This is a genomic window from Moorena sp. SIO4A1 (genome assembly GCF_010672065.1).
In the GTDB taxonomy this organism is placed as follows: domain Bacteria; phylum Cyanobacteriota; class Cyanobacteriia; order Cyanobacteriales; family Coleofasciculaceae; genus Moorena.
This window is the reverse complement of sequence record NZ_JAAHHX010000040.1, coordinates 1-23,631: the sequence shown is the minus strand read 5'-3', so window position 1 is coordinate 23,631 and position 23,631 is coordinate 1. Positions and strand designations below refer to the sequence as shown.

Genomic DNA, 23,631 nt, shown 5'->3' with positions numbered 1-23,631 from the left:
AATACTTAATTTCCTCAAGGGCATTTTACTGGTAGGGAAGGTAAGGACAATAACTCAGGGGTAGCATCGATCTTGCTCCTGAATACTTCTATTATTAATACCTCATTTGTATAATGGCTTAATCTCTTGATTACCGACCCTTTACCTTATTGCCTTAAGGTAGGGAAAGTATCCACGCCTTGTTGCCCCTATGCACCAATTTTCGAGAGCAATTCTAGAGAGAAAGCAGCAAGAGCCAAAGGTTAAACGCCGATTGCATTTCTACGCTAGGGGTGAGCAGATCCCTCTAGTAGCACAGGGTGTTTGGGAGGTAGACGAGGGCCGAGTCCAGCTGAGTACCCTTTCCCCAGAAGGGGAGGAGATATGGTTGGGTTGGGCAGAGTCTTCTGCATTCTTTGGTAATTGGTTTTCTGTCCTGTCAAGTTATCAGGCAATCGCCCTAACTGATGTCCGTCTCAAATGGTATTCTTTAGCTGAAATCAACAATTCTCCCTATATAGCTCAGACTATATTACCCCAACTAGTGCGTCGGATGCGACAGACAGAGATCCTGTTAGCAATCTCGGGTCAGCGCCGGGTTGAGGTACGCTTACAACATTTACTATTGCTATTAAAACGGGAAGTTGGTGAGCCAGTACCAGAAGGGATTCGGATTGGCATGCGTCTTACTCATCAGGATTTAGCCAATGCAATTGGAACGACGCGGGTTACAGTTACCCGACTGCTCACCAAGTTCAAGAATGAGGGAGCCATTACTGTTGATAGCGTTCGCCACATTATCCTAAAGCACGACAGCTTTACAAATGTGGCAGATTGGTGATACGATTCTCAGACTAACAGATATCTTGGGCTGAAACCAGAAAAGCGCGCCATAAAGTAAGTTAGCTATTCGGCTTATATTTTAGTTGCAGCCCCGATTAATTCCCCAAACCCACTCCCTAGGGGAGAGCGTCAATGTTCGCTAGTTCAGCCCATCTATCTGGAATGCTGATCACTTGTGTTCTTCAGGAGTAAGAGGCCTGTCTCTCGAAGCGATTTCAATTCCACCAGCAAACGGTCAACGACCAGCACGATTGGTCGTAGCGTTACACGGTTGGGGTGCTAATGCTCAAGCTGTGGCATCTCTAGTGCCATCGTTAAACTTGCCCAACACCCAATTTTTAATTCCCGATGCTCCTTTTAGTCACCCTCAGGTAACTGGTGGCAGAATGTGGTACGACTTGGCAAGAGACGACTATCGGGGATTAGAAGAAAGCGAAGAGCGCTTGAGCTACTGGCTCAATTCTCTCCAAGGTTTTACAGGTATTCCCCTGTCCTCCACAATTTTGTGTGGCTTTTCTCAAGGTGGGGCAATGGCTCTAGATGTAGGGTTAACCTTACCCCTGGCAGGTTTAGCCTCCTTGAGTGGCTATATGCATCGAACCCCTCAAAAGGTTGATTCATCGTTGCAGTCCATTTTAATTGTGCATGGTAGACAAGATACGGTTGTTCCTTTAAGTGCTGCTCACCGGTTACGAGATTATTTGCTCAACTTGGGAGCAGCAGTGCAGTACAGAGAATTAGATATGGGTCATGAGATTTCATCAGAGCTTTTAGAATTGCTCCGGGAATTTATTTTATTCAATAGATAGTCAAAAGAGATGGTCAATATCCTAACTTCTCTGGAATCCCTTTAAAATAGAAATAAAATTATTCCCTCCTTGGTCTGATCAGTAATTCAGAGGCACAATAGTGGTGCTCAAACCATAACTACTGAGTAATTTAAGAACCCGATCAATATTTTCGAGGGTTGTGAACAATCCCGCTTGCATCACAGTTCTTCCTTCAAAGGAGGTCAGGAAAGAATCGGGAATTAGCGATCGCATTAAATTTTGTTGCTGCTCACTCTCAGCATTTACCAAAATCCGGTAACCCCGACTGGGTAGAGCTGAAGTCGGATTATTCCCTTGAGGTCCCCTTTGTTCAGAGTTTGATTGGGTACTTGTAGAAAACACTGGAATTGAGCTACCTGAATTAGAGCTAGCACTAGTATTTCGATTACTAGTATTTTGATTAACCGGTGTACTGATCTGACTAGACATTGACACCATAACGTCCAGGTCCTCAGTCGAGGGTTCTTCTGGTGTCGGTTTTGACCTGTCACTTGACGCATCAATCACTTCCTGTGACGGTGAAGCCGGAGTAAAACTGCTAGAATCCTCTCCTGGTTTGGGTGGTGATGTTGGTTCCTCAAAAGATGACTGCTCCTGATTTTGAATAACTTTCAGAGTCAGGGGTGTCAGGGGTTCAGAATGTGAACGTTGAGTGCTAGCATCAGAAGGCTGTTGAGTTTGAGAGGTTTCCTGACTTTCAGTTTGAGACCTTGCTGCTGGTCTAGAAGATTCAGTACTTGCAGAATTATTTAGTCCTGCGTCTTTGCCGATGTTATCAGTCGAGGTAGATGGCTGAGGCTCCAAACTTGATGGAACAGGAAATGAAGCTGCTGAGACCTCAGCAGATGTCGATTCCTTTGTCGGTTCCTTCTCGGCAGGCGGTTGGGATGGGACGACTTGGCTGGGGGTGGTGGGATTCTCCTGAGAATTAGGCGTAGTCTTCTGTGAGTGATTAGAGTTTTCTGCCATGACAACGGCTTGGTTGTCAGAAGCATCAGGTGTACTAGCTGGTTTACTAACAGCTGGTTTACTAACAGCTGGTGTTTCAACCTCCGACTCTTGAATGATATCCTTTTCAGTCTCCCCTGAATTAACCTCACTGTTAGTTTCCTCTTCTAGCTGATTACCAAAAGCAATCAGAGTAGGCTCAGACTCCTGATTGTTAATGTCAAACCGCCTATTACCTCGAAATATATTGTTTGATTTATTGTTTAATGTATTGTTTGTTGATTCTGTTGAATTTCCCCAATCCGGATTAGCTCCGACCTTGAGGACTAATCCATCCAGTTGGGAATTTTCAATGACGTTATTCTGGAAAAATGGTTGAGCATTGGTTTCAACCACTACCCCATTTTTATTGCCAGTGATGCGATTATTAACGATATGGGGTGCAACGTTTTCGGCAATCAGAATTCCTAAGTCATTATTTTCAAATACATTGTCATCCACTTGAGTGTTTGAGGTTCCGTAAATGCTGAGCCCATTTCCTTTATTCTTGTAGAAGTAGTTACTGCGAATTGTTGGTGTACTATTTCCCTCCACAGCAATCCCGCTTTTGCTATTCCCAGTTAAGGTATTGTCTTCCACTAAAACCGAACCGACTTCCAGCCACAAACCATAACCTTCTGGATTAGTATTGTTAAGGGTTACGCCAGAAATAATCGTTTGGTCAGCACCTACGATTAGGACATCGTGACTAGCAGCCGTGGCACTAACAAAGGTACCACCGCCGCGAATCACCACATCGTGACCTCTAGTGCGGGGGTTGCCCTGTAGCTTGATACCGGGTTTCAGAAGTAGGGGGAAGGTTTCACCCATTTCACTGCTGTAGATACCCCTAGAGAGTACAATCACAGTATTGGTCTGGGCAGCTTGTAGCGCCTGAGTGATAGTTTTCAACGGTGAATCCTGGGTGCCATCACCACTACTGTCGTTTCCGGTAACTGGGTTTACAAACAAAAATTTGCTTTCTATGGTATAATCCATTTTGATTCCCCGATCATCCTGAGTTGATTGGGCTAAAGCTGTGGTTCCTCCTAATCCTAGTGGCACCATTTTTGAAGGGATAACTTGGCTGAAGATGCTAAAGGTTAATCCCAGCAAAATCGTTGTTACTGGTAACCCAAGATCAAAGGGTCTAGGCTGATGTTGGTGATGTTGGTGATGGCAGTGGGAATGATTGGCCTTGGGCCACGCTACGGGATTGGCCTTGGGCCACGCTAAGCGAAGGTAAATAGTTAATTCTATAGTGTTAATTATGATCAAACTCATGGCTGTTCTCCTTTAGTCCAATGTTCATGGAATTTGACATAAAAGTTGAGTTGAATGTCAAGCTTGATCGTATCCATAAACTAGGATAGTTGTAATCTATTTGTAATCATTTATCACTTGAAATGTGTCCGTTGCTAAAGGTTACTGACCACAGAAACAAGCTTTCCATCCACTGTTAGGATAGATAATAATGGAGTAGTTAGTAATGGAAGAGCAAGACAGCGGCATTATGGTTCAAAAAGCGGCGATTTGCCGAATTTTGGATGCAAATTTAGACCGAGCTAGAGAAGGCTTGCGAATTATTGAGGAGTGGTGCCGCTTTGGTCTCAACAGCGCCCAGATGGCTGGGGAGTGCAAGGAAATGCGCCAGGAATTAGCCCGTTGGCACAGCTCGGAAATCAGGATCTTCCGAGATACCTCAGGGGATCCAGGGACTGGACTAACTCATCCCCAGGAAGAACGACGTTCCAGCATTCAGCAGCTTTTACAGGCTAATTTGTGTCGGGTGCAAGAAGCACTACGGGTGTTGGAAGAATATGGTAAACTATACGACGCTCAGATGGGGATCGCCTTTAAGCAGATGCGCTATCGGGTTTACAGCCTAGAAAGCAATTTACTGGGATATCAGCGTCATCAGTTGCTAGAGCGATCGCATCTCTACTTGATTACATCCTTATCAGACCAGTGGTTTGCCAAGGTAGAGGCTGCCCTCCAAGGTGGACTAACCTTGGTACAGTACCGGGAAAAACAAGCAGATGATGGGGACAAACTAGCTGATGCTCAGAAATTGTGCCAGCTGTGCCATCACTATGGTGCTTTGTTTATTATGAATGACCGGGTGGATTTAGCTCTGGCAGTGGAGGCTGATGGGGTTCATATCGGACAACAAGATGTACCAATTTCCTTAGCACGGCAGCTACTGGGCTCCCAGCGTATTATTGGTTGCTCGACTACTAACCCTGATGAACTACACCGGGCAATTGCTGAAGGCGCAGATTATATCGGTGTTGGACCGGTTTATGAAACCCCTACTAAACCCAATAAGCAAGCAGCTGGTTTGGATTATGTCAAGTATGCTAAAGAGCATGCTACAATTCCATGGTTTGCAATTGGGGGAATTGATCCAAACAATTTAAACTATGTCTTGGATGCAGGAGCTCAACGAGTGGCGGTTGTGCGGGGGATCATGGAGGCGGAACAACCGACTCTAGTTACTCAATATTTTCTGTCCCAGCTCAAACGAGAGCACACTCTTCGATCTCTTGAAGCTGGGGTTTCTAAACCCTAATGTCCTAAAACTAGATAATAGTTAGACATGTTAGGTAATAAGTAATAGTGACTAATTTTGAATAGCTTGCTGGTAAATATTAGCTGATGATATCTAACAACACAACTCAAATTACCCTTGAAGTTAATGGTGAATCCCGGACCTGCTCTTGTGACACTAAACTACCCCAGCTATTAGAACAGCTAGGCTTAAATCCGCGCCTGGTGGCGGTAGAATACAATGGTGAAATTCTCCATCGGCAGTTTTGGAACCAGACTCAAATGCAGGAGGGAGACCAGCTGGAAATTGTCACAATTGTTGGCGGCGGTTGACTTTAAAGGAGATATTTTAAAATCTCCCCATCAATCTTCTTGATCATGGGTATTCAACTGGACTTGATATCACCAAAGCCAAGGTTAAAACACAGTCAAACACAAATTAGCTCAGGAGTTAAACCTAGATTGTTGCATAACTGTCGAATCTCTTCTTCATAGATAGGGTTCATCACAATAACCAGATCAGGTTGGTAATCCTGGAGAAATTCTGGTGGAACAATTTCCTGTCCTGTTCCAGCAACGTACTTCCCCTGTTTGCGGGGATTGAGATCTACGATGTCATCAATCACATCTTGGCACTTGAGCAGATTCAAAAAAGTAACCCCTTTTGAGCCAGCACCCCATGCTACGGCTTTTTTATCAGTTTGAGCGATGGTTGTCAGTTTGTGCTGCCAGCTTTCTAACTTCTCCTGAAACCTAGCGGTAAAGCTGGCAATATCGCGAGTCAATACCTCGATTTCATCCGGTTTTCCATAGCTGTTCGGGATTTCCCCATGCACTGGCTTTGCTTCCAGGCACAGGAACTGACCACCAAACGCCTCCTTGATTTCACTAACTTGAAACCCAGCATTGACAAAAGCTTGCCCTAGAGAAGTGGGGGCGAAATAGCAGCAGTGTTCATAGATAATGTCCCACACTGCTAAATGGCGAAAGGTATCTAAGGCGTTGGGGACTTCAAACAAAACAATGGTATTAAGGCGAGAACCGATCGCCTGTCGTAGTGGCTTGAGCAAATCTGCGGGATTGGAAATGTGCTCTAGGGTGTGCCGACAACAAATTAGATCGGCTTGATACTCTTGGTAAAGCTGTGAATAGAAATCTTGAACAAACTTGACTTGAGTCTGGAGTTGTTGATGCTCTGACCTAGGAACATAGCTGGGGTCAAAACCTACTCCTCGGTTATTACCTAGTTCACACAGACTTATCAGAAAATCCCCTTTGCCACAACCAATTTCAATAATGTCTTTATTGTAGAGATGGTGGCGCTTCACTAATCCAGCGGCAAGGGATTGGGCATAGTCCTGAAATCGGGCAGAGTAATGTAAGGAGTTTTCATAGTCCTGGGAATAACCTAATTTAGTAGGGTCAAACGCTAGGTTGCTAATAAAACCACAGCTAGGACAGAACCCTAGTTTGATATCTCCCTTGGAACAGTTTTGAGCAGTTTGACGCGATCGCCACAGGAGATTACAGTACACTGGCACCGCCAACATTTCAAAAAACACCTCTAAATCGGCAGAGGCACATACAGGACAGTTGTGGTTAGATAAGGTGTTCATTTCAAGTTTTCACTCCATGAGACTAGTACAGGGAAAGTACAAATAATCAGCTATCAGCTGACGGCTGATAGCTGACGGCTGATAGCTTTTAAGGAAACTTGGGTCAGATCACCCTTTCGAGAGTTTTCAGTGTCGGGATCTCACTAGCGATCGCATTACCAATCTCCAAAGAAGCCGTAGCACCAGGAGAGGGAGCGTTACACACATGCATTGCTTTAGGACTATTGACAATTAAAAAATCATCCACCAACTTGCCATCATTTTTTAAGGCTTGAGCTCTGACCCCAGCATGGGTGGGAACTAAGTCATCTGCTTGGATTTCAGGAATCAGCCGTTGCAAACTCTTAACAAAGGCAGCTTTACTGAAGGAGCGGATGATTTCCTGAATTCCTGCGTCTCCATGTTTGACAGCTAGTTTCCAGAAACCGGGATAGGTCATGACCTCCACAAAATCTCGCAGGTCAAAATCAGTCTTTCGATAACCTTCCCGCTTGAAACTGAGTACAGCATTGGGTCCAGCATGGACACTGCCATCAATCATGCGGGTGAAATGAACCCCTAGGAAAGGAAAATTTGGATTAGGAACTGGATAAATTAAGTGCTTGACTAGGTAGCGTTTCTCTGGCTTGAGTTCATAGTACTCACCCCGGAAAGGAACGATTTTAGCTGGAGGCTCAGCATCACCCAACTTAGCAATGCGATCGCTATGTAGTCCAGCACAGTTGATCACAAAGCGAGTGGGATAGTTACCATTGTTGGTTTCCAGCACTAGACCATCCCCAGTTTCCAGGATCTTTTCAACCTTACTATTGAGACGTAAATCCCCTCCCTGGACACGAACCAGTTCAACGTATTTTTCACAGACCTGCTTGTAGTTTACAATCCCAGTCGAATAAACTCGAATTCCAGCTAAACAACGGACATGGGGTTCAATTTCCTTAACCTCTTCACCAGTAATCTTGGCAATCTCTATACCATTTTCCAAACCCCTTTGGTAAAGAGTATCCAGTAATGGTAGTTCTTCTGGTTCAGTTGCTACAATTACTTTGCCACAGATGTCATAATCAATGCCATGCTTTTGGCAGAATGCCACCATCGAGCGATTTCCTTCGTAACAAAATCTAGCCTTGAAACTCCCTGGTTTGTAGTATATTCCAGAATGAATCACACCACTGTTATTGCCAGTTTGGTGAGCCGCCCAACTGCTCTCTTTTTCCAGTACCATAATTTTGGCATCTGGATAACGTTGACCCAATGCCATGGCTGTGGATAAGCCAATGATTCCTCCTCCAATAATCGCCAAGTCGTACATGGTTATTTTTATTACTGAAACTATTAATTTTAACTTTAAATGTTGAATGTTGAATGTTGAATGTTGAATGTTCAAAGTTGAATGTTGAATGTTGAATATTAAAAGTTAACCGTATCCCTGAGAAAGGTATAATAATGGAGAATATAGTGTTTTTTTGTATGGTGAGGTACATTTTGAAGCTAAAAATGTTTTCATTGAGACTTATGGTCTACCTCCTTATTGGAGGATAAACCGCTATAAACAATTAATTAATCATCAAAAAAAATTGGTAAGCCTATTCACTTACCATACTTTTTTTTACCATAAAACTTATTGGTATATTTGCAATTTTGGCCTGAAGGGGCGACCAAATAATAAACAATGACAAATGACAAATACTCTTTCCCCCGCAAGAATCCAATCCTTCGGTTATTGCTAAACTTTGCTGGGTGCTTTCTGATGGAAAAATTTTTTCCAAGTCTGTGCAGAAAAAACATAGTTCCCAAGTACACCTAAACAACTCCAGTAAACAATTTATGAGTCATAAGTCTTTAATTTTTGACTCATGACTCATAACTCATAACTCATGACTGATATTTATAGAGATATTACCTCTGTAGTTACTCCCATCTTATCCAACATTTGCTGAATTTCATGACAATATATCGAATTCATGACAATCACCTGATCAGGTCTGTATTCCTTTAAAAACTCTGGTGCCATAATTTGTTTACCAACGCCAGGGATAAATTTCCCATGACGATGGGGATTAATGTCTACCACGTATTCAATTTTGTCTGTGGTATCAAGAGTGGTTAGAAAAGCCACACATTTGGAACCCGAACCCCAAACTACAACACGCTTGCCTTGAGCATGCATCTGCTCTAAGTGCTGCTTCCAATTCTCCAGCTTCTTGCTAATCTCGTTGGTGAAGTGTTTGACATGCTGGGTCACTTCCTCCAGACTCTCTTCCAGAGGATGTACTTTGTCAGATGGGATGGTGACAGGTCGGGTTTCAATTAACAGATATTGTTCACCATAAGCTCGATACAGGTCAGTCACTTCAAAACCACAGTTGCGGAATAATCGCGCTAGGGATCCAGGGGTGAAATAGGAGCAGTGTTCGTAGTAAATGTCTTCAAAAGCTAAGTCTTTGAGTACTCGTATGGTATCTGGGATCTCAAAGACCACAACAGTATTGAGGCGATCGCCAATGGAGCGGCGCACGGTACTAATAAACTCAGCGGTAGGATAAATATGCTCTAGGGTATGGCGACAACAGATAAAATCACCTACATACTCAGCATAGCGCTCTGAGTAATAGTCTTTAATAAAGGTGACCCGGTCAGCGGCTTCACTTTGAACTCGTCCTACTACAGCAGATGGGTCAATACCAACACCACGATTATTACCTAATTCGCACAGCAGCAAGAGAAAATCTCCTTTGCTACAACCAATCTCTATAATGTCTTTGTCATGAAGGTCGTATTTGTCGATCAGATGATTGGCTAGATCAAGGGCAAACTGATTGAAGGTTGGAGAAAAACTCTGTTGGTCTTCATAATTGGGGGCGTAAGCTGACCACCTGGGGTCAAAGGAAACATTAGTGATAAAGCCGCAGTCTTCACAAAACCCCAAAACCACATCACCGCAAGGGAAGTCTAGAGCTGCTTCCTGGGTTGACATCATTAAGCAACTGTGAACTGGTACGTTGTGTACTTCATAAAATAGGGACAATCCTTGGTGTCCACAGTTGGGACAAATATGTTCTGATAATGAAATCGGTTGTGTGTGAGCAAAATTTTTGGACAATGCTTGTTGTATCATTTTGAGTAACTTTACTCTCTTGCTTGACCGTAAACCATACACTCTAAACAATCTTTGGTTGTGGAATCGGAATAATAAATTTACCTCCTTGTTGTCGATACTCTTCCTGTTGCTGCAAAATCTCATCAGCAAAATTCCAAGCTAGCAGCAAGACATAATCTGGTTTATCCTCTAATAGTTTTGATGGTGGGAAAATCGGTAAATGATTAATGCCCATGTAGCGACCATGTTTGAACGGATTTAAATCGACTACATAATCTACCAAGGTTTTATTAATTCCAAAATAACTTAGCAGAGTAGTTGCTTTAGCTGCTGCTCCATAGGCTGCCACCTTTTTACCCTGTTTCTTCAAATCCCAGAGGATATCTAGTAAAGAAAGCTTAATTTCCTGAACACGGTTAGCAAAATCACGATAGTAATCAATGCGGTCAACTCCCCGCGCTACTTCTTCTGCTAATAGAGATTTTACGGATTCCTTAACCTGTTCCTTAGGCTCCACAAAGAGCCGTAACGAACCTCCATGGATTGGAGTACGTTGGATGTCATTTAGGAATAAACCATGTTTCCTAAACAACCGATCCAAAGCAGTTACTGAAAAATAACATAAGTGCTGATGGTAGATAGTGTCAAATTCACAGTGATCTACCAAGTCAACCACATAGGGGACTTCAATCACTGCTACACCAGTCTCTTTCAGCAGAACCCCAATTCCTGCTACAAAGCCATTCAGATCTGGCACATGAGCCAAGACATTGTTAGCAAGAAAAACATCAGCTTTCCGTCCTTCAGAGTGTAGCTCTATTGCCAAATCTTTGGTAAAGAATGTACAAAGAGTAGGAATACCTGCTTTTTGGGCAGCTTCCGCAGGTCCAGAGGCTGGGTCAATTCCCAGCACTGGAATTCCTTTTTCAACAAAGTTCTTGAGCATATAGCCATCATTACTAGCTGCTTCAATCACTAGACTGTTGCTGTTGAGTTGTCTTGACTCAATGATGGCTTTGGCACTATCTACAAAGTGTTTTATTAACGATTTTGATACAGAAGAAAAATAGGGGTAGTCTCGACAAAATAGTATTTCCGGGGGGACACTTTCGGTGATTTGGACTAAACCACTGCTAGGAGAAAACGCCAGATCCAATGGAGCAGTATATTCAGGTTTATCTAACTGGTTTTTAGTAAGTAATCCATCAGCTAATGGGGTGTAACCGAAGGAAATAATTAACTCTAAGTCATCAGTGCTGTTAGCACGGCAAATAGGCATTGAATTAGACATTATTATTTTAAAAAAAATATGACTGTTAATTGTTAACTGTAAACTGTTGGCAATTAACGGTTAATCAGCAACAAAAAAATATTCATAACAATAGCAAAGTAAACTTTTTATTAAAGTCAACTAATTCTCCAGGGTGACTGCAACAAATTTTTCCGCCCTTTTGGTAATTGGTAATTGGTAATTAGAGTAGGATTACCGATTACCGATTACCGATTACCCAACAACTCCTAAACACTCATGGGTTGTATTTTAGGAGATGTAGGTAGCTGGGTACGCCAACGCAGGGTTTGATCTAATCTTCCAGTGCTAAGTAATTGTTTGATGTGAGCAATACGCTGATACCTTGGTCCTTCAAACTCTTCCAAGGTTAAGCCTACAGTTTGATAAGCCTGGTAGAGTTCTTGAGCTCCCCGACGGGCATTCCATTGGGGTTTGAATTCGGGTAATGTCTGAATGATCCTACTACAATCAACGCGATAACAGCGCTTATCCGGTCCAGCATCTTTAGCGTATTCAATTTCGCAGCCTGGGACTGTTTCTTTGACAATTTCGGCTAACTCTCGAATGCGATAGTTGTCCTCATTCCGTCCCACATTAAACGCTTGATTGTGTACCACCTCACGAGGTGCTTCCAACACTGCAATAAAAGCTTGAGAAATATCTTCAATATGGACAATGGGACGCCAAGGGGTGCCATCGCTCTTGATATACACTTGACCCGTGGTAAATGCCCAAGCGACCAAGTTATTGAGTACTAAATCAAAGCGCAAACGCGGCGAAACACCGTAAGCCGTAGCATTCCGCAGAAACGTAGGACTAAAGTTATCGTCCGCTAACTGAGTAACATCTTGCTCGACACGAACTTTAGAAATGCCGTAAGGAGTGACAGGGTTGAAGGATGATTCCTCAGTCAACCAGTCATCACCACCAGCACCATAGTTACTACAGGACGATGAGAATACGAAGCGCTCGATGCCTGCCGCTTTGGCTAACTTAGCCAAATGAACTGAAGCAGCATGATTGATCTCATAGGTTAAGTCAGGATTCAGATTCCCCAGAGGATCGTTGGAAAGCCCTGCTAAGTGGATTAGAGCATCAAATCCTTCTAGTTCTGTTGCCGTAACGTCACGGATATCCTTTTTTAGCTCTGGAATTTTTCGAATTCCTTCACCAAAAGTACTCTTTTCAAATAAGTCGCTATCAAGACCAAATACATCATACCCTTGAGCTAATAGCATTGGCACCATGACTGTGCCGATGTAGCCCTTGTGACCAGTTACTAATACTCGCATTATTTTCCTCCCAAATTTTCCAAGGTGCATTGCCACTGTTCCACAGACTTTCTAACCTGCGCTTGTCGCGCAAGGTATCCATGCATTGCCAGAATGAAGTGTGGTGATAGGCCATCAGTTGCCCATCTTTGGCGAGTCGCTCCAGTGGTGCTTTTTCCCACTGGGTGTCATCGCCATCGATATAATCAAAAACTCCGGGTTCTAAAACAAAGAAAGCACCGTTGATCCAGCCTTCTCTGGTTTGAGGCTTTTCAGAGAATTCCGTAATCTGGTTTCCATCTAGGTCTAAGTAACCAAAACGTGCAGGTGGACGTACTGCAGTTAAGGTAGCTAATTTGCCATGAGAGCGATGGAATTCCAGGAGCGCATTTAAATTGACATCAGAAACTCCATCTCCCCAAGTGAGCATAAATGTCTGATTGCCTACGTAGGGAGCGAGCCGTTTAATCCGACCGCCTGTATTGGTGTAAATACCAGTATCAATTAAATCAACTGTCCAATCCGGTGCTGCAGCACCGTGCTGGATGACTTTGCCATTGTTAAGGTTGACCGTTAAGTTACTATTAAGTGAACAATAGTCCACCATGTATTTTTTAATAACTTCTGCCTTATAACCTAGGCCAATCACAAAATCTTGGAAGCCATAATGGTAATAATGCATCATGATATGCCAGAGGATTGGTCGCCCTCCGATTGCTACCATTGGCTTTGGTTTTGTGTCGGTTTCTTCCGCTAGACGAGTACCGAGCCCCCCGGCAAGAATTGCTACTTTCATATGACTGTTGAGACCAAAATCACTAACAACAAAATTACTAACAGGTTTTACTTAAACTCAATCATATATTTATGAATTCAGTCATCAATAAACCTATCGATGTATCCTATAAAATTCGGTTAAATAATGATCATAATTCCTGAGGGTAATTGGTAATTGGTAATTAGTAATTATTAGTTGGTAGTTAGTAATTACTAATTGCTAGTTGATGATGAATCATCACCCATTACGCATTACCAAAAATTCAGGGATTATTGGCAAAGTAATTAACCGGACTTGATATCATTCAGTATTTTCAATTAAACCCAAGTTGTACTTAGATCTGTTGCCAGATTGGCTTGAATTAAATTTAACAAAAATTAATTAATTAAATATTAAATATTGTGATTTTTTTGACATCAAGTGGTATTTTAAAAATGCTAAAAACACGATTAACTAAGAACTGCTACCACTGGATGATCAGTAAAGGTTTTGCAAAAACAATTATTTAAATGTTGTTTATTATACATATCAAGTATAAATATCAATTCCAAAGACTTAAAAATCTAGTAGGCATTCCTCTGCACCTAGCTAAGCTCATGCTCTTCTCCCTAAGCCTGTGCAGCCTACTATTGGTGATCGGGCTTACCTGCTAGCTTTTCCACCTTGGTCAGTTCTTCAGTAGCAACGAATCCCCTCTATCCTTTGGATGCGAACATGGTGAATGTGCGGGATTACGGTGCCAAAGGTGATGGTATTACCGATGACACAGTTGCCATTCGCCTAGCAGTTCAGGATAATCTCACGAAACATTACACCCTGTTCCAACAGGAACCTATTTGGTTAGTGATTCAATTGAGTGGAAGAATCAGAAGCGTGTGTTTGGGCATTTCTGACTTGGCAGGGTGAAGGCACTGACAAGACTATGAGCAAGCTTCAGGAGAAAGCCAAAGGTTTTGGTAATCCTTAGCAGCCCAGGGAATCGGCTTAGAATGGTTGTATGGGCTAGTTCAAGAGCCAAGTAGACTCTCGAACCGCTACTACAGTACCATGCCGCCTTTTATCTATCTGTCTTTAAAGCAACTGTTTTTAGAGAGTTTGTTGATAAAAATAATATGAAACAGTTAGCAAATAAATTATTAGGTTAAGAACTAAAACTAAACCTGGATAAACACAGGAAAAAATTCGCTTTATCTGTGTTATTGTTGAGTTGTTTGCCGTTTCAATAAACCCTAGGTAATAATTATAAGGGCTAAGTCGAGGTTATAGCAACTTTCATGCTTGATGAAGTAAACTCGTCCTCAATGACTTACTCACACACAGCCAATGAACATAATCACTCTCATTTTATTTATTGCTGGCTTTGTACTTTTAGTTGTTGGGGCGGAAATCTTGGTGAAGGGCGCATCACAGTTGGCGTTGGTAGCAGGTGTCTCCCCCTTAGTGATTGGGCTGACTATAGTCGCTTACTGCACCAGTGCCCCAGAATTAGCCGTAGCATTGCAGTCGAGTTATGACGGACAAGCGGATATTGCCCTTGGTAACATTGTTGGCAGCAACATTGCCAATATTTTGCTAATCTTGGGAATATCGGCAACTATGTTACCTTTGGTTGTATCCCGGCAGTTGGTGCGATTAGATGTACCTTTGATGATTGGCATATCATTCCTACTCTTGTTTATGAGCTTGGATGGCCAACTGGGTAGAGTCGATGGCAGCATCCTGTTGGCTGGCGCGATCGCATATAGTTTATTCACCATTATTCAGAGTCGCAAGGAAAATCAGGAAATCCGAGACCACGATACCCCTCAAACCAAATCTCGCCAGTCTCGTACTAGCCTTAAAAAGATAGTTACTCAGTTAGGGCTGATTTTTTTCGGCTTAGGAATGTTAGTACTAGGTTCCCGCTGGCTGATTAATGGGGCTATTGCTATGGCCAAGATGTTTGGCTGGAGCGAGTTAATTATTGGCTTAACCATTATCGCTGTTGGCACCTCTCTTCCAGAAATTGCCACCTCCATTATTGCCAGTGTCCGTGGTGAGCGAGATCTTGCCGTAGGTAACGCTATTGGCAGCAATATTTTTAATATCCTGTTGGTGCTGGGGATGTGTAGCTTGATTGTGCCTGATGGTATACAGGTGTCAACTCCTGCCCTAAACTTCGACATTCCAGTAATGATTGCAGTAGCGGTGGCTTGTCTGCCAATTTTCTTTACTGGCTATCAAATTTCCCGGTGGGAGGGATTTCTCTTTTTAAGCTATTACGGTGCCTATACCTTGTATTTGTTCCTAAACGCCACACAACACCAAGCTTTATCACAATTTAGTACTATCATGATGACATTTGTCGTACCTCTAACGATAGTTACCCTAGTCATTTTGGTGATGGGCAGTATACGGACTAGCATCAAGTCTGGTTGAATAATTGCCGAATTGCTGAATTGTTCCGATTGAGCAATTCAGCAATTGTATTTGTTAATTCTTGATTGAGGTAGTGCTAAGCTCAATTTGTCGAGCAGCTACCATGTATCGAAAAATATAATCAGCTAACTCCAAGTAGATCTGGGCACGTTCGGTGGAAGACGCCCAAACAGTTATACCGTGGTTCCGAATTAATAGGATATTGACTGATGGCGATGCAGCCTGAAAGCGATCGCATATCTCACTACTAATGCGAGAAACATCTAGATGGTTGACAAATACTGGTACCGTGACTTTAGGGTTCTCCTCCCGTACTCCAAAGCCCTTAAGCATTTCTAGCGGCGGCAAAGGCAGGGTATCGTCTTTAGTGAAGCCAGAAACTAAATTCGACTCAATGGTGTGAATATGATAACAGGCTTTAGCATCTGGGAATAAAGAGTAGATACTTTGATGAATGCTTGTTTCAGCTGAAGGACGAGATTCAGGTGATGGTTTTTCTACTACTGTGCCATCAGTGGCTATGCGAATAAAGTCTTTGCTGCCTAGCTGCCCTTTATGGCATCCACTCGCAGTAATCCAGAAGCTGCCATCGGGCTGTTTAGCAGAGAGGTTACCGGCTGTCCCCACCATCCAACCTAATTGATAGAAGTGACTAGCAGCAGTAATTAAGGTTGGTCTTGGATCAATAGCTGATAGTAATTGGTGGTGATTTCGGATTGAGGAGCCATGATTAACCATTGTTCCACCGCTGGGATAGCTTTTGTTGTACATCAAAAAAATCATCCCACGGAATGTAGGGCTTTTGGCGCTCCTCCAGGTATTTGCTGAGGCGATCGCGGGCGAATACTACCGGGGCTTTCAGGCTCATATTCAAGTCCGTTACCGAATCGCCAATGGCGATCTGCTCTTGAGCCGGGTGTTGTGCCATCACCCGCACTTTAGACACAAGTTCTGTCTCTCCTTCAAACTCAGAGGTTACCTTTAGAAAATCCCCGGTAGTTTCCACATCAACAGCATAAATAGCTGCTACCCGCTCAAGTAAGGATTTTTTCCCCGTGCTTCCCTGACTGAGAACCGTTTCCACCATGCAGCGCAAACCACCGGAAACGACAATGAAAGGGACATTTTGAGTATCAAGAAAGTCTAACAATTGCTCTAAACCAGGCCGAATCGGTTTGGATTGAGCGTAGGCAATAATGTCAGGATAGCTAGCTGAAGGAATTGACTCTAACATCTGGCGCACACCTTCCCTCAGAGTCAGCTTCATACTGTACAGCTGGGGCATAATTTGGGCGGACAACTCGGGAGCAAAGTGTTTGAGCATGCCCACAAAGGTTTCAACGGCGGTAATGGTACCGTCGAAGTCGCAGAATACAACTCGATTCACAATAGTATTTAGTCTAAGAGTGCTGAGTTCTGAGTAAGAACTGTCGCTGTTGATGATATGTTCACGATCAATAGTATTACTATATGCATTACTATAGTATTTTTCAAAACTGTGAGGTACTTACGTCCTTGGAGTTAATGGAAGTAAGTATTACGTAGTAAAGATTACGGACTATGGTAAAGAAACAATAATGTATCTCATTATTATGAAAAACACTATCTTGTCATTACCCCATAACCTGATTACCCGATTACCTCATAATGAATGTATGGCTTCAAAAAATGCTTTAACGCCACCAGCAGGACCATCGGGATGATCCATAATGCCAGTGCCAGCATTAAGAATGACCTGTTGTCCGTAATCTGCTACAACCTTAGGCACAATCCCAGCATGAATGCCAGCGGAGGGCACAGGAAATACATTACGCGATCGCAAACTATCTCGAATTCGCTTTTCTTCCTCTGGGTCAAAGGGTAAACTACCATAATGGGCGGGATATAGCACCGCATCTGCCCCACCATGAGCCATCAGGGTTCCCAAAACCACTGAGTAAGCCATCCCGTGGTTAGGGGCTCCACACAGGGCTCCTGCTAAGGCCGGATGGGCAAAAATCGGTACATTAATCTCTGGATCAGCAGCTAGGGCTTCTAAGACAGAGAAACCGTAGGTCAAGACATTCAGCAGCAGGGCATTTGCCCCTTCCTTTACCAAGGTGTGAGCTTTCTCAAGCAATTTGTCAGCCGAACCAGTTACATTAACGGCATAGAGTACGGTGCGCCCAGTTTGCTGTTTTATTTCATCAAGTACCTTACGGCAGACTTCTAGACGTTTCAGGGTTGGTGCTATCTCCAAATCCCCCAGAATCTCATCATCTTTAATAATGTCAAGTCCAGCTCCAGCAACCTCTTGTAAAATCTTCCCATGGTCTTCCGCTGAGAGTCCCAACGCTGGCTTAAAAATTGCCATAATCAGGGGACGGTCAACTACTCCTAGTCTTTCCCGAATCCCGGTAATTCCGAATTTGGAATGCCTACCGTAGTGTTCTGGCAAGCGAACTGCCATCACTTTAGCTGGTCCTGCCATGGAGTATTTGCCAAAGATCATGGTTAGTAGAGTAGGGATATCGTTTTCCACATTAGCTTCGGGAAAACGGATGGTAGCCAAACCAGAACCATCAGGGTTAATGACACCTTGAACAACAGTACCAAGATGGGAGCGAAACACATTTTCGAGATGGGCAAAACGAGCATTCCAGGTGCCTGCGGTTTGCCCAACAGCAATCACTTTCGCTTGTTTTTCCACATCAACACCGGGAGGAAAGCGGTAGTCAACTTCAATGGACATATTAAATAAGTTATCAACTGGGATATTCTCAAACGGCTACTACTGGCTTCATCCGAATTTCCGTACCCGTGTATACCGGAACCCAACCTTCAGTAGTGATAAAGTAGCGCACAGCTTTAACCCGTCGTGATGGTGTCAGATAAAACCAATGTTCAGTATTCGCTGGCACATTAATGTACTCCTCGGGCTGCACAGTCAACTCCATTTGGCTGCCATCAGGACGTACAAACCCAAAAACCCCAACTCCTGCAATTATGTAGCGCACTTCATCGTCAGTATGGTAGTGACAATCCTTAAATTTGGAAAGGAGGGCATCAAGATTAGGTATGTCTGGATACAGTACGATTAAGTCACGGGATTGATAGCCAGCGGTTTCCTTAAGTTGTTCAAAGTAGCTATCTAAAGCTTGGAGTACTGTTTCCTTTTCAATATCACTAAGGGTGTCTTGCTCTAGAAGCCTGTGAATTTCTGGGTTGTCCCCTACAGACCAGTGATTTAGCTCAACCTTCAGAGGTGCTAATTCTCCGGCAATATCACTTAGCTCGGTATAGGTTGTACCATCTTCAAGTCGCAAAACCGCCATCATGTCCCTCCTTTTGGCTGTTCGGTATCCAAAGTCTCAAATTATAATATTAAGCATTGCTCTAGGTCAACCCACACCAGCCATCGAAACACTATTTTTAGGCATCACAAGGCATAAAACGCTTCCAGAAAGGCTGTTTTAGGATAAAGTCCGCCCAGTTTTCCTCAGAAAGGTTAACATAAATTAATATAAGAAGCTAAATTCTATATTTGCCACATCCTCGAATCTATGGAGGTAACAACGAGTGAATAAAAAGTGGAGAAACGCAGGGCTGTATGCACTCCTAGCCATAGTGGTGATCGCCCTTGGTACAGCATTTTTGGACAAACCGTCCCCAAGTCGAGATACGTGGCGGTACGACGAGCTGATTAGCAAAGTCGAGAGCGGCAAGGTGGAAACCGTTAGAATCAGTGCTGACCGCAGTAAAGCGATCGCGATCGCTCAAGATGGTCGTCAGGTAGAGGTCAATCTCCCCAATGACCCACAACTAATCAACCTTCTGAATAATAACGGTGTAGATATTTCAGTTCTACCCCAGAGTGATGAAGGCTTCTGGTTCAAGACCTTAAGCAGCTTCTTCTTCCCAATTCTGCTATTGGTGGGATTGTTTCTATTACTGCGGCGTGCCCAGAATGGTCCAGGTTCCCAGGCCATGAACTTTGGCAAGTCCAAGGCTAGAGTCCAAATGGAACCCCAAACTCAGGTAACTTTTGGGGATGTGGCAGGTATTGAGCAAGCCAAGCTAGAGCTTAACGAAGTAGTAGACTTCCTCAAAAATGCTGACCGCTTCACTGCTATTGGGGCTAAAATTCCCAAGGGAGTCCTACTCGTCGGACCTCCAGGAACCGGTAAAACTCTCTTAGCTCGTGCAGTAGCTGGGGAAGCAGGTGTTCCCTTTTTCTCCATCTCTGGTTCTGAGTTTGTCGAGATGTTCGTAGGGGTTGGTGCTTCTCGGGTGCGAGACCTATTTGAGCAAGCCAAGAACAATGCTCCATGTATTGTATTCATTGATGAAATCGATGCTGTCGGACGTCAGCGGGGTGCCGGTTTAGGCGGTGGTAATGATGAACGGGAGCAAACCCTCAACCAGTTGCTGACTGAAATGGATGGGTTTGAAGGTAATACCGGTATTATTATTATTGCTGCTACCAACCGCCCAGATGTTCTTGATGCTGCCCTACTACGCCCTGGTCGTTTTGATCGACAGGTAGTAGTAGACCGTCCTGATTATTCCGGACGTTTGGAAATTCTCAACGTTCATGCTCGTGGTAAAACCCTCGCCAAAGATGTGGATCTCGAGAAGATTGCCCGTCGGACCCCTGGTTTCACCGGAGCAGATTTATCCAACTTGCTCAATGAAGCAGCAATTTTGGCAGCCCGTCGCAACTTAACCGAAATCTCTATGGATGAGGTGAATGATGCCATTGACCGGGTACTTGCAGGGCCAGAGAAGAAAGACCGGGTAATGAGCGAGAAACGCAAAACCCTAGTAGCGTTTCACGAAGCAGGTCACGCCCTTGTGGGTGCCTTAATGCCTGATTATGACCCAGTGCAGAAAATTAGCATTATTCCTCGGGGTCGTGCTGGTGGTTTGACTTGGTTCACCCCTAGCGAAGACCGGATGGATTCAGGCATGTTTTCCCGCTCTTACCTGCAAAATCAGATGGCAGTGGCCTTAGGTGGTCGGATTGCTGAAGAAATTATCTTCGGTGAAGAAGAAGTGACCACAGGTGCTTCCAATGACTTGCAACAGGTGACTCGGGTGGCACGGCAGATGGTGATGCGCTATGGTATGAGCGATCGCCTTGGCCCAGTAGCCCTAGGACGGCAGAATGGCAGTATGTTCCTAGGTCGGGATATTGCCTCAGACCGGGATTTCTCAGATGCCACAGCATCAACCATTGATGAAGAGGTTCGCAAGCTAGTTGATGAAGCCTACGAACGGGCTAAGAATGTAATTCTTGGCAATAAGCACATCCTCGATAAGCTTGCTGAAATGCTGATTGATAAAGAAACCGTAGATGCTGAGGAACTCCAAGAGATTCTAAGCACTAACGATGTCAAGATGGCTGCGATCGCTCTTTAAAACAAGGCGATTTGGGCAATCACCTAGGTAAATACAATGGTGAATACAATAGCCTCTAGCTATTAATCATCCGTAACAGGATACAGCAACAGGACAGTGTAACTAAGCACTGTCCTGTATTATTTTGAGATTAAATCTTAAACAAGCATAACGATATAACTATTCCGGTTCAAAATTCCATAAGCTAATCTCAATAATCTTGAATTCTATAGATTACCCACTTGTGAATCAATCCCAAGGAGGGCGATCCTATAATCCGACTGATTTTATTTGTGATAGTATAATCAAACCAAAGCTAGGGGTGCCTGAGCAACCAGGCTGAGATTACACCCTTAGAACCTGAGTCCGGTTAATACCGGCGGAGGGAAGCTGTCATCGAGGAAATTAAATATGCGTATTGAATGGGTTGCCAAGCGCCGTGGTCAGAGCAATGTGACTCAAATGTACTATGCTCGCCAGGGTCTTCTGACAGAAGAGATGCACTACGTAGCCCAGCGGGAAAACCTTCCCGTTGAGCTGATCAAAGATGAAGTGGCACGGGGGCGAATGATTATCCCCGCCAATATCAACCACACTAACCTAGAGCCAATGTGTATTGGTATCGCCTCCAAATGTAAGGTGAATGCCAATATCGGTGCCTCCCCCAACTCTTCTAATATTGATGAAGAGCTAGAGAAGGTTAACTTGGCAGTGAAGTACGGGGCCGATACCGTAATGGACTTGTCTACAGGTGGTGGCAACTTGGATGAGATTCGTTCCGCCATCATTAATGCCTCACCCGTACCCATTGGCACAGTACCAGTGTACCAAACCTTGGAGAGTGTCCACGGCAAAGTGGAAAACCTTACTGCCGATGACTTTCTCCACATCATTGAGAAGCACGCTCAGCAAGGAGTTGACTATCAAACCATCCACGCTGGCATCTTAATTGAACATCTGCCTTTGGTCAGAAACCGGCTAACCGGCATTGTTTCTCGTGGTGGTGGGATCCTGGCCAAGTGGATGCTCCATCACCACAAGCAAAATCCCCTCTATACCCACTTTGACGACATTATCGAGATTTTCAAGAAATACGATGTCTCCTTCAGCTTAGGGGATTCCCTGCGTCCTGGCTGTACCCATGATGCATCTGATCAAGCGCAGTTAGCAGAATTGAAAACATTGGGGCAGTTGACTCGTCGTGCTTGGGAACATGATGTACAGGTGATGGTAGAAGGACCTGGTCATGTGCCAATGGATCAAATTGAGTTCAATGTCAAAAAGCAGATGGAAGAGTGTTCAGAAGCACCTTTCTATGTTCTAGGACCACTCGTGACAGACATTGCTCCTGGATATGACCATATCACCTCCGCCATTGGTGCAGCTTTGGCTGGCTGGTACGGTACCGCCATGCTTTGCTATGTAACCCCGAAAGAACATTTGGGACTGCCCGATGCTGAGGATGTGCGCAATGGCTTGATTGCCTACAAAATTGCTGCTCATGCGGCGGATATTGCCAGGCATCGTCCAGGAGCACGAGACCGGGATGATCAACTCTCAATTGCTCGCTACAACTTCGACTGGAACCGCCAGTTTGAACTTTCCCTTGACCCCGAACGAGCTCGGGAATACCATGATGAAACCCTGCCAGCAGATATCTATAAGACAGCAGAGTTTTGTTCCATGTGTGGACCAAAGTTCTGCCCCATGCAAACTAAAGTTGATGCTGATGCCTTGACTGAACTAGAGAAGTTCTTGGCCAAAGAACCTGCCCATCAAAGCTAATTCAATTATCAATAAGCTAAACGTTTTAAAAACCCGGTTTCCTAGCAGAAGCCGGTTTTTTTTGACTTTTACTGCCACTTACCTATTAGAGCGCTACGGGCTGGGAATCGGGAATCGGGAATCGGGAATCGGGAATCGGGAATCGGGAATAGGAAATACCAAATAGGAAATAGGGAATACGCAATAAGGAATACGCAATTGGGAATAGGGAATAGGCAAGAAGCAATAGAAAAGCCAGGGTAAACGCATCTTATTTGATATAAATGGTAACAGAAAAAAAAATGATTAACTCAATTTTTTGTTAAATTCGAATAAATCCCATCCTAAAAGCAGTTTTTTTTGTTCAAAGTCAACAAATTTTCCGCTGACTTTAAACAAGAATCAAAGTCGGATTTCCGTACGAAACCAGAATGTAGAGTACTCTCAAATCGACCTTGGATAACACAGCCAATATAGCAGAAGTCAGAAGTCAGAAGTCAGAAGTCAGAAGTCAAACTCTTGCGCTTACTTAGGTTTGAGACTTTTGTCATGTCCTAACTGCCCTGGCGACTGCTATAATTGAGAATAAGTGGCGCTTATTGAGAATCAACCGGGTAATTCTAGATTTTTGATACTATTGTTTAATTTTTAACTGTTAATTTTGATACAAATTTAGATGCGTTTACCCTGGAATTATACCATAGGCAATCAACCCAAACCCCAAGCTGACAATAATGACAAAACCCAAGCTCCTGGTTTGGTTTTTTTCTACCCAGCTTCTCCTTGAGCAAAGGCTAGTTCCTAGAATCAGGATTAGTGCATTGA

20 protein-coding genes and 1 riboswitch are annotated in these 23,631 nt (G+C 43.8%); of the genes, 8 read left to right on the top strand and 12 right to left on the bottom strand.

What is annotated here, in order from left to right; translation table 11 throughout:
* Positions 1-190: 190 nt before the first annotated feature.
* Positions 191-820 (top strand): Crp/Fnr family transcriptional regulator, encoded by a 630-nt coding sequence (locus tag F6K53_RS23420; protein WP_293069278.1) that lies wholly within the window; start codon positions 191-193, stop codon positions 818-820.
* Positions 821-1,019: 199 nt separating this feature from the next.
* Positions 1,020-1,631 carry an alpha/beta hydrolase gene (locus F6K53_RS23415; protein ID WP_293022029.1) on the top strand — a complete coding sequence of 204 codons (612 nt, stop codon included), beginning with the start codon at positions 1,020-1,022 and terminating at the stop codon, positions 1,629-1,631.
* 78 nt (positions 1,632-1,709) lie between these two features.
* On the opposite strand, the gene F6K53_RS23410 is transcribed toward F6K53_RS23415, so the two are convergent.
* Positions 1,710-3,923 (bottom strand): DUF1565 domain-containing protein, encoded by a 2,214-nt coding sequence (locus F6K53_RS23410; protein ID WP_293082359.1) that lies wholly within the window; start codon positions 3,921-3,923, stop codon positions 1,710-1,712.
* A 205-nt stretch (positions 3,924-4,128) separates the two neighbouring features.
* Here F6K53_RS23410 and F6K53_RS23405 point away from each other — a divergent pair, with 205 nt between their 5' ends.
* The gene (locus tag F6K53_RS23405; RefSeq protein ID WP_293039545.1) at positions 4,129-5,211 is read left to right on the top strand and encodes a thiamine phosphate synthase; all 1,083 of its coding nucleotides are present in this window, start codon (positions 4,129-4,131) and stop codon (positions 5,209-5,211) included.
* 86 nt (positions 5,212-5,297) lie between these two features.
* On the top strand, positions 5,298-5,522 hold the full coding sequence (thiS, locus tag F6K53_RS23400; protein ID WP_075895832.1) for a sulfur carrier protein ThiS: 225 nt from the start codon (positions 5,298-5,300) through the stop codon (positions 5,520-5,522).
* A gap of 95 nt (positions 5,523-5,617) precedes the next feature.
* Here the strand turns inward: thiS and F6K53_RS23395 are convergent, their stop codons facing one another.
* The 6 genes from F6K53_RS23395 to rfbF all read right to left on the bottom strand — a co-directional run bounded on the left by F6K53_RS23395 (position 5,618) and on the right by rfbF (position 13,263).
* Complete coding sequence (locus F6K53_RS23395) at positions 5,618-6,805, bottom strand: class I SAM-dependent methyltransferase (RefSeq protein ID WP_293069282.1); 1,188 nt, start codon at positions 6,803-6,805, stop codon at positions 5,618-5,620.
* 103 nt (positions 6,806-6,908) lie between these two features.
* Positions 6,909-8,117: an L-2-hydroxyglutarate oxidase gene (gene lhgO / locus F6K53_RS23390; RefSeq protein ID WP_293069284.1), complete on the bottom strand. Its 1,209-nt coding sequence runs from the start codon at positions 8,115-8,117 to the stop codon at positions 6,909-6,911.
* Positions 8,118-8,693: 576 nt separating this feature from the next.
* The gene (locus tag F6K53_RS23385) at positions 8,694-9,923 is read right to left on the bottom strand and encodes a class I SAM-dependent methyltransferase (protein ID WP_293069286.1); all 1,230 of its coding nucleotides are present in this window, start codon (positions 9,921-9,923) and stop codon (positions 8,694-8,696) included.
* 43 nt (positions 9,924-9,966) lie between these two features.
* The gene (locus tag F6K53_RS23380; RefSeq protein WP_293082356.1) at positions 9,967-11,196 is read right to left on the bottom strand and encodes a class I SAM-dependent methyltransferase; all 1,230 of its coding nucleotides are present in this window, start codon (positions 11,194-11,196) and stop codon (positions 9,967-9,969) included.
* A 227-nt stretch (positions 11,197-11,423) separates the two neighbouring features.
* Positions 11,424-12,488: an SDR family oxidoreductase gene (locus F6K53_RS23375; protein WP_293082353.1), complete on the bottom strand. Its 1,065-nt coding sequence runs from the start codon at positions 12,486-12,488 to the stop codon at positions 11,424-11,426.
* Positions 12,412-13,263, bottom strand: a complete 852-nt coding sequence (rfbF, locus tag F6K53_RS23370) for a glucose-1-phosphate cytidylyltransferase (protein WP_293082350.1) — start codon at positions 13,261-13,263, stop codon at positions 12,412-12,414. Before rfbF ends, F6K53_RS23375 begins: the two co-directional genes overlap by 77 nt.
* Positions 13,264-13,908: 645 nt before the next feature.
* Here rfbF and F6K53_RS23365 point away from each other — a divergent pair.
* Both F6K53_RS23365 and F6K53_RS23360 read left to right on the top strand, forming a co-directional pair.
* On the top strand, positions 13,909-14,151 hold the full coding sequence (locus tag F6K53_RS23365; protein WP_293039533.1) for a glycosyl hydrolase family 28-related protein: 243 nt from the start codon (positions 13,909-13,911) through the stop codon (positions 14,149-14,151).
* Positions 14,152-14,568: 417 nt separating this feature from the next.
* Positions 14,569-15,663, top strand: a complete 1,095-nt coding sequence (locus F6K53_RS23360) for a calcium/sodium antiporter (RefSeq protein WP_293039531.1) — start codon at positions 14,569-14,571, stop codon at positions 15,661-15,663.
* 54 nt (positions 15,664-15,717) lie between these two features.
* Here F6K53_RS23360 and mtnB read toward each other — a convergent pair whose 3' ends face one another.
* From mtnB to F6K53_RS23340, 4 genes are all read right to left on the bottom strand, one after another.
* A complete protein-coding gene (mtnB, locus tag F6K53_RS23355) occupies positions 15,718-16,401 on the bottom strand; it encodes a methylthioribulose 1-phosphate dehydratase (RefSeq protein WP_293039550.1) in 684 nt (227 codons plus the stop codon).
* On the bottom strand, positions 16,394-17,050 hold the full coding sequence (locus F6K53_RS23350; protein WP_075895812.1) for an HAD-IB family phosphatase: 657 nt from the start codon (positions 17,048-17,050) through the stop codon (positions 16,394-16,396). The genes mtnB and F6K53_RS23350 overlap by 8 nt, the downstream gene beginning before the upstream one ends.
* Positions 17,051-17,305: 255 nt before the next feature.
* Positions 17,306-18,394, bottom strand: coding sequence for a RuBisCO large subunit C-terminal-like domain-containing protein (locus F6K53_RS23345; RefSeq protein ID WP_293082347.1), 1,089 nt, complete (start codon positions 18,392-18,394; stop codon positions 17,306-17,308).
* A 28-nt stretch (positions 18,395-18,422) separates the two neighbouring features.
* A complete protein-coding gene (locus tag F6K53_RS23340; protein ID WP_293072038.1) occupies positions 18,423-18,977 on the bottom strand; it encodes an acireductone dioxygenase in 555 nt (184 codons plus the stop codon).
* Between the two features lie 244 nt (positions 18,978-19,221).
* Here F6K53_RS23340 and ftsH3 point away from each other — a divergent pair, with 244 nt between their 5' ends.
* Together ftsH3 and thiC are read left to right on the top strand one after the other, a co-directional pair.
* A complete protein-coding gene (gene ftsH3 / locus F6K53_RS23335; RefSeq protein ID WP_293039526.1) occupies positions 19,222-21,063 on the top strand; it encodes an ATP-dependent zinc metalloprotease FtsH3 in 1,842 nt (613 codons plus the stop codon).
* A gap of 287 nt (positions 21,064-21,350) precedes the next feature.
* Positions 21,351-21,447: riboswitch (TPP riboswitch) on the top strand.
* Between the two features lie 6 nt (positions 21,448-21,453).
* Positions 21,454-22,827, top strand: coding sequence for a phosphomethylpyrimidine synthase (gene thiC / locus F6K53_RS23330; protein ID WP_071102233.1), 1,374 nt, complete (start codon positions 21,454-21,456; stop codon positions 22,825-22,827).
* Positions 22,828-22,920: 93 nt separating this feature from the next.
* On the opposite strand, the gene F6K53_RS23325 is transcribed toward thiC, so the two are convergent.
* Positions 22,921-23,076 carry a hypothetical protein gene (locus tag F6K53_RS23325; RefSeq protein WP_293020951.1) on the bottom strand — a complete coding sequence of 52 codons (156 nt, stop codon included), beginning with the start codon at positions 23,074-23,076 and terminating at the stop codon, positions 22,921-22,923.
* Positions 23,077-23,631: the final 555 nt, after the last annotated feature.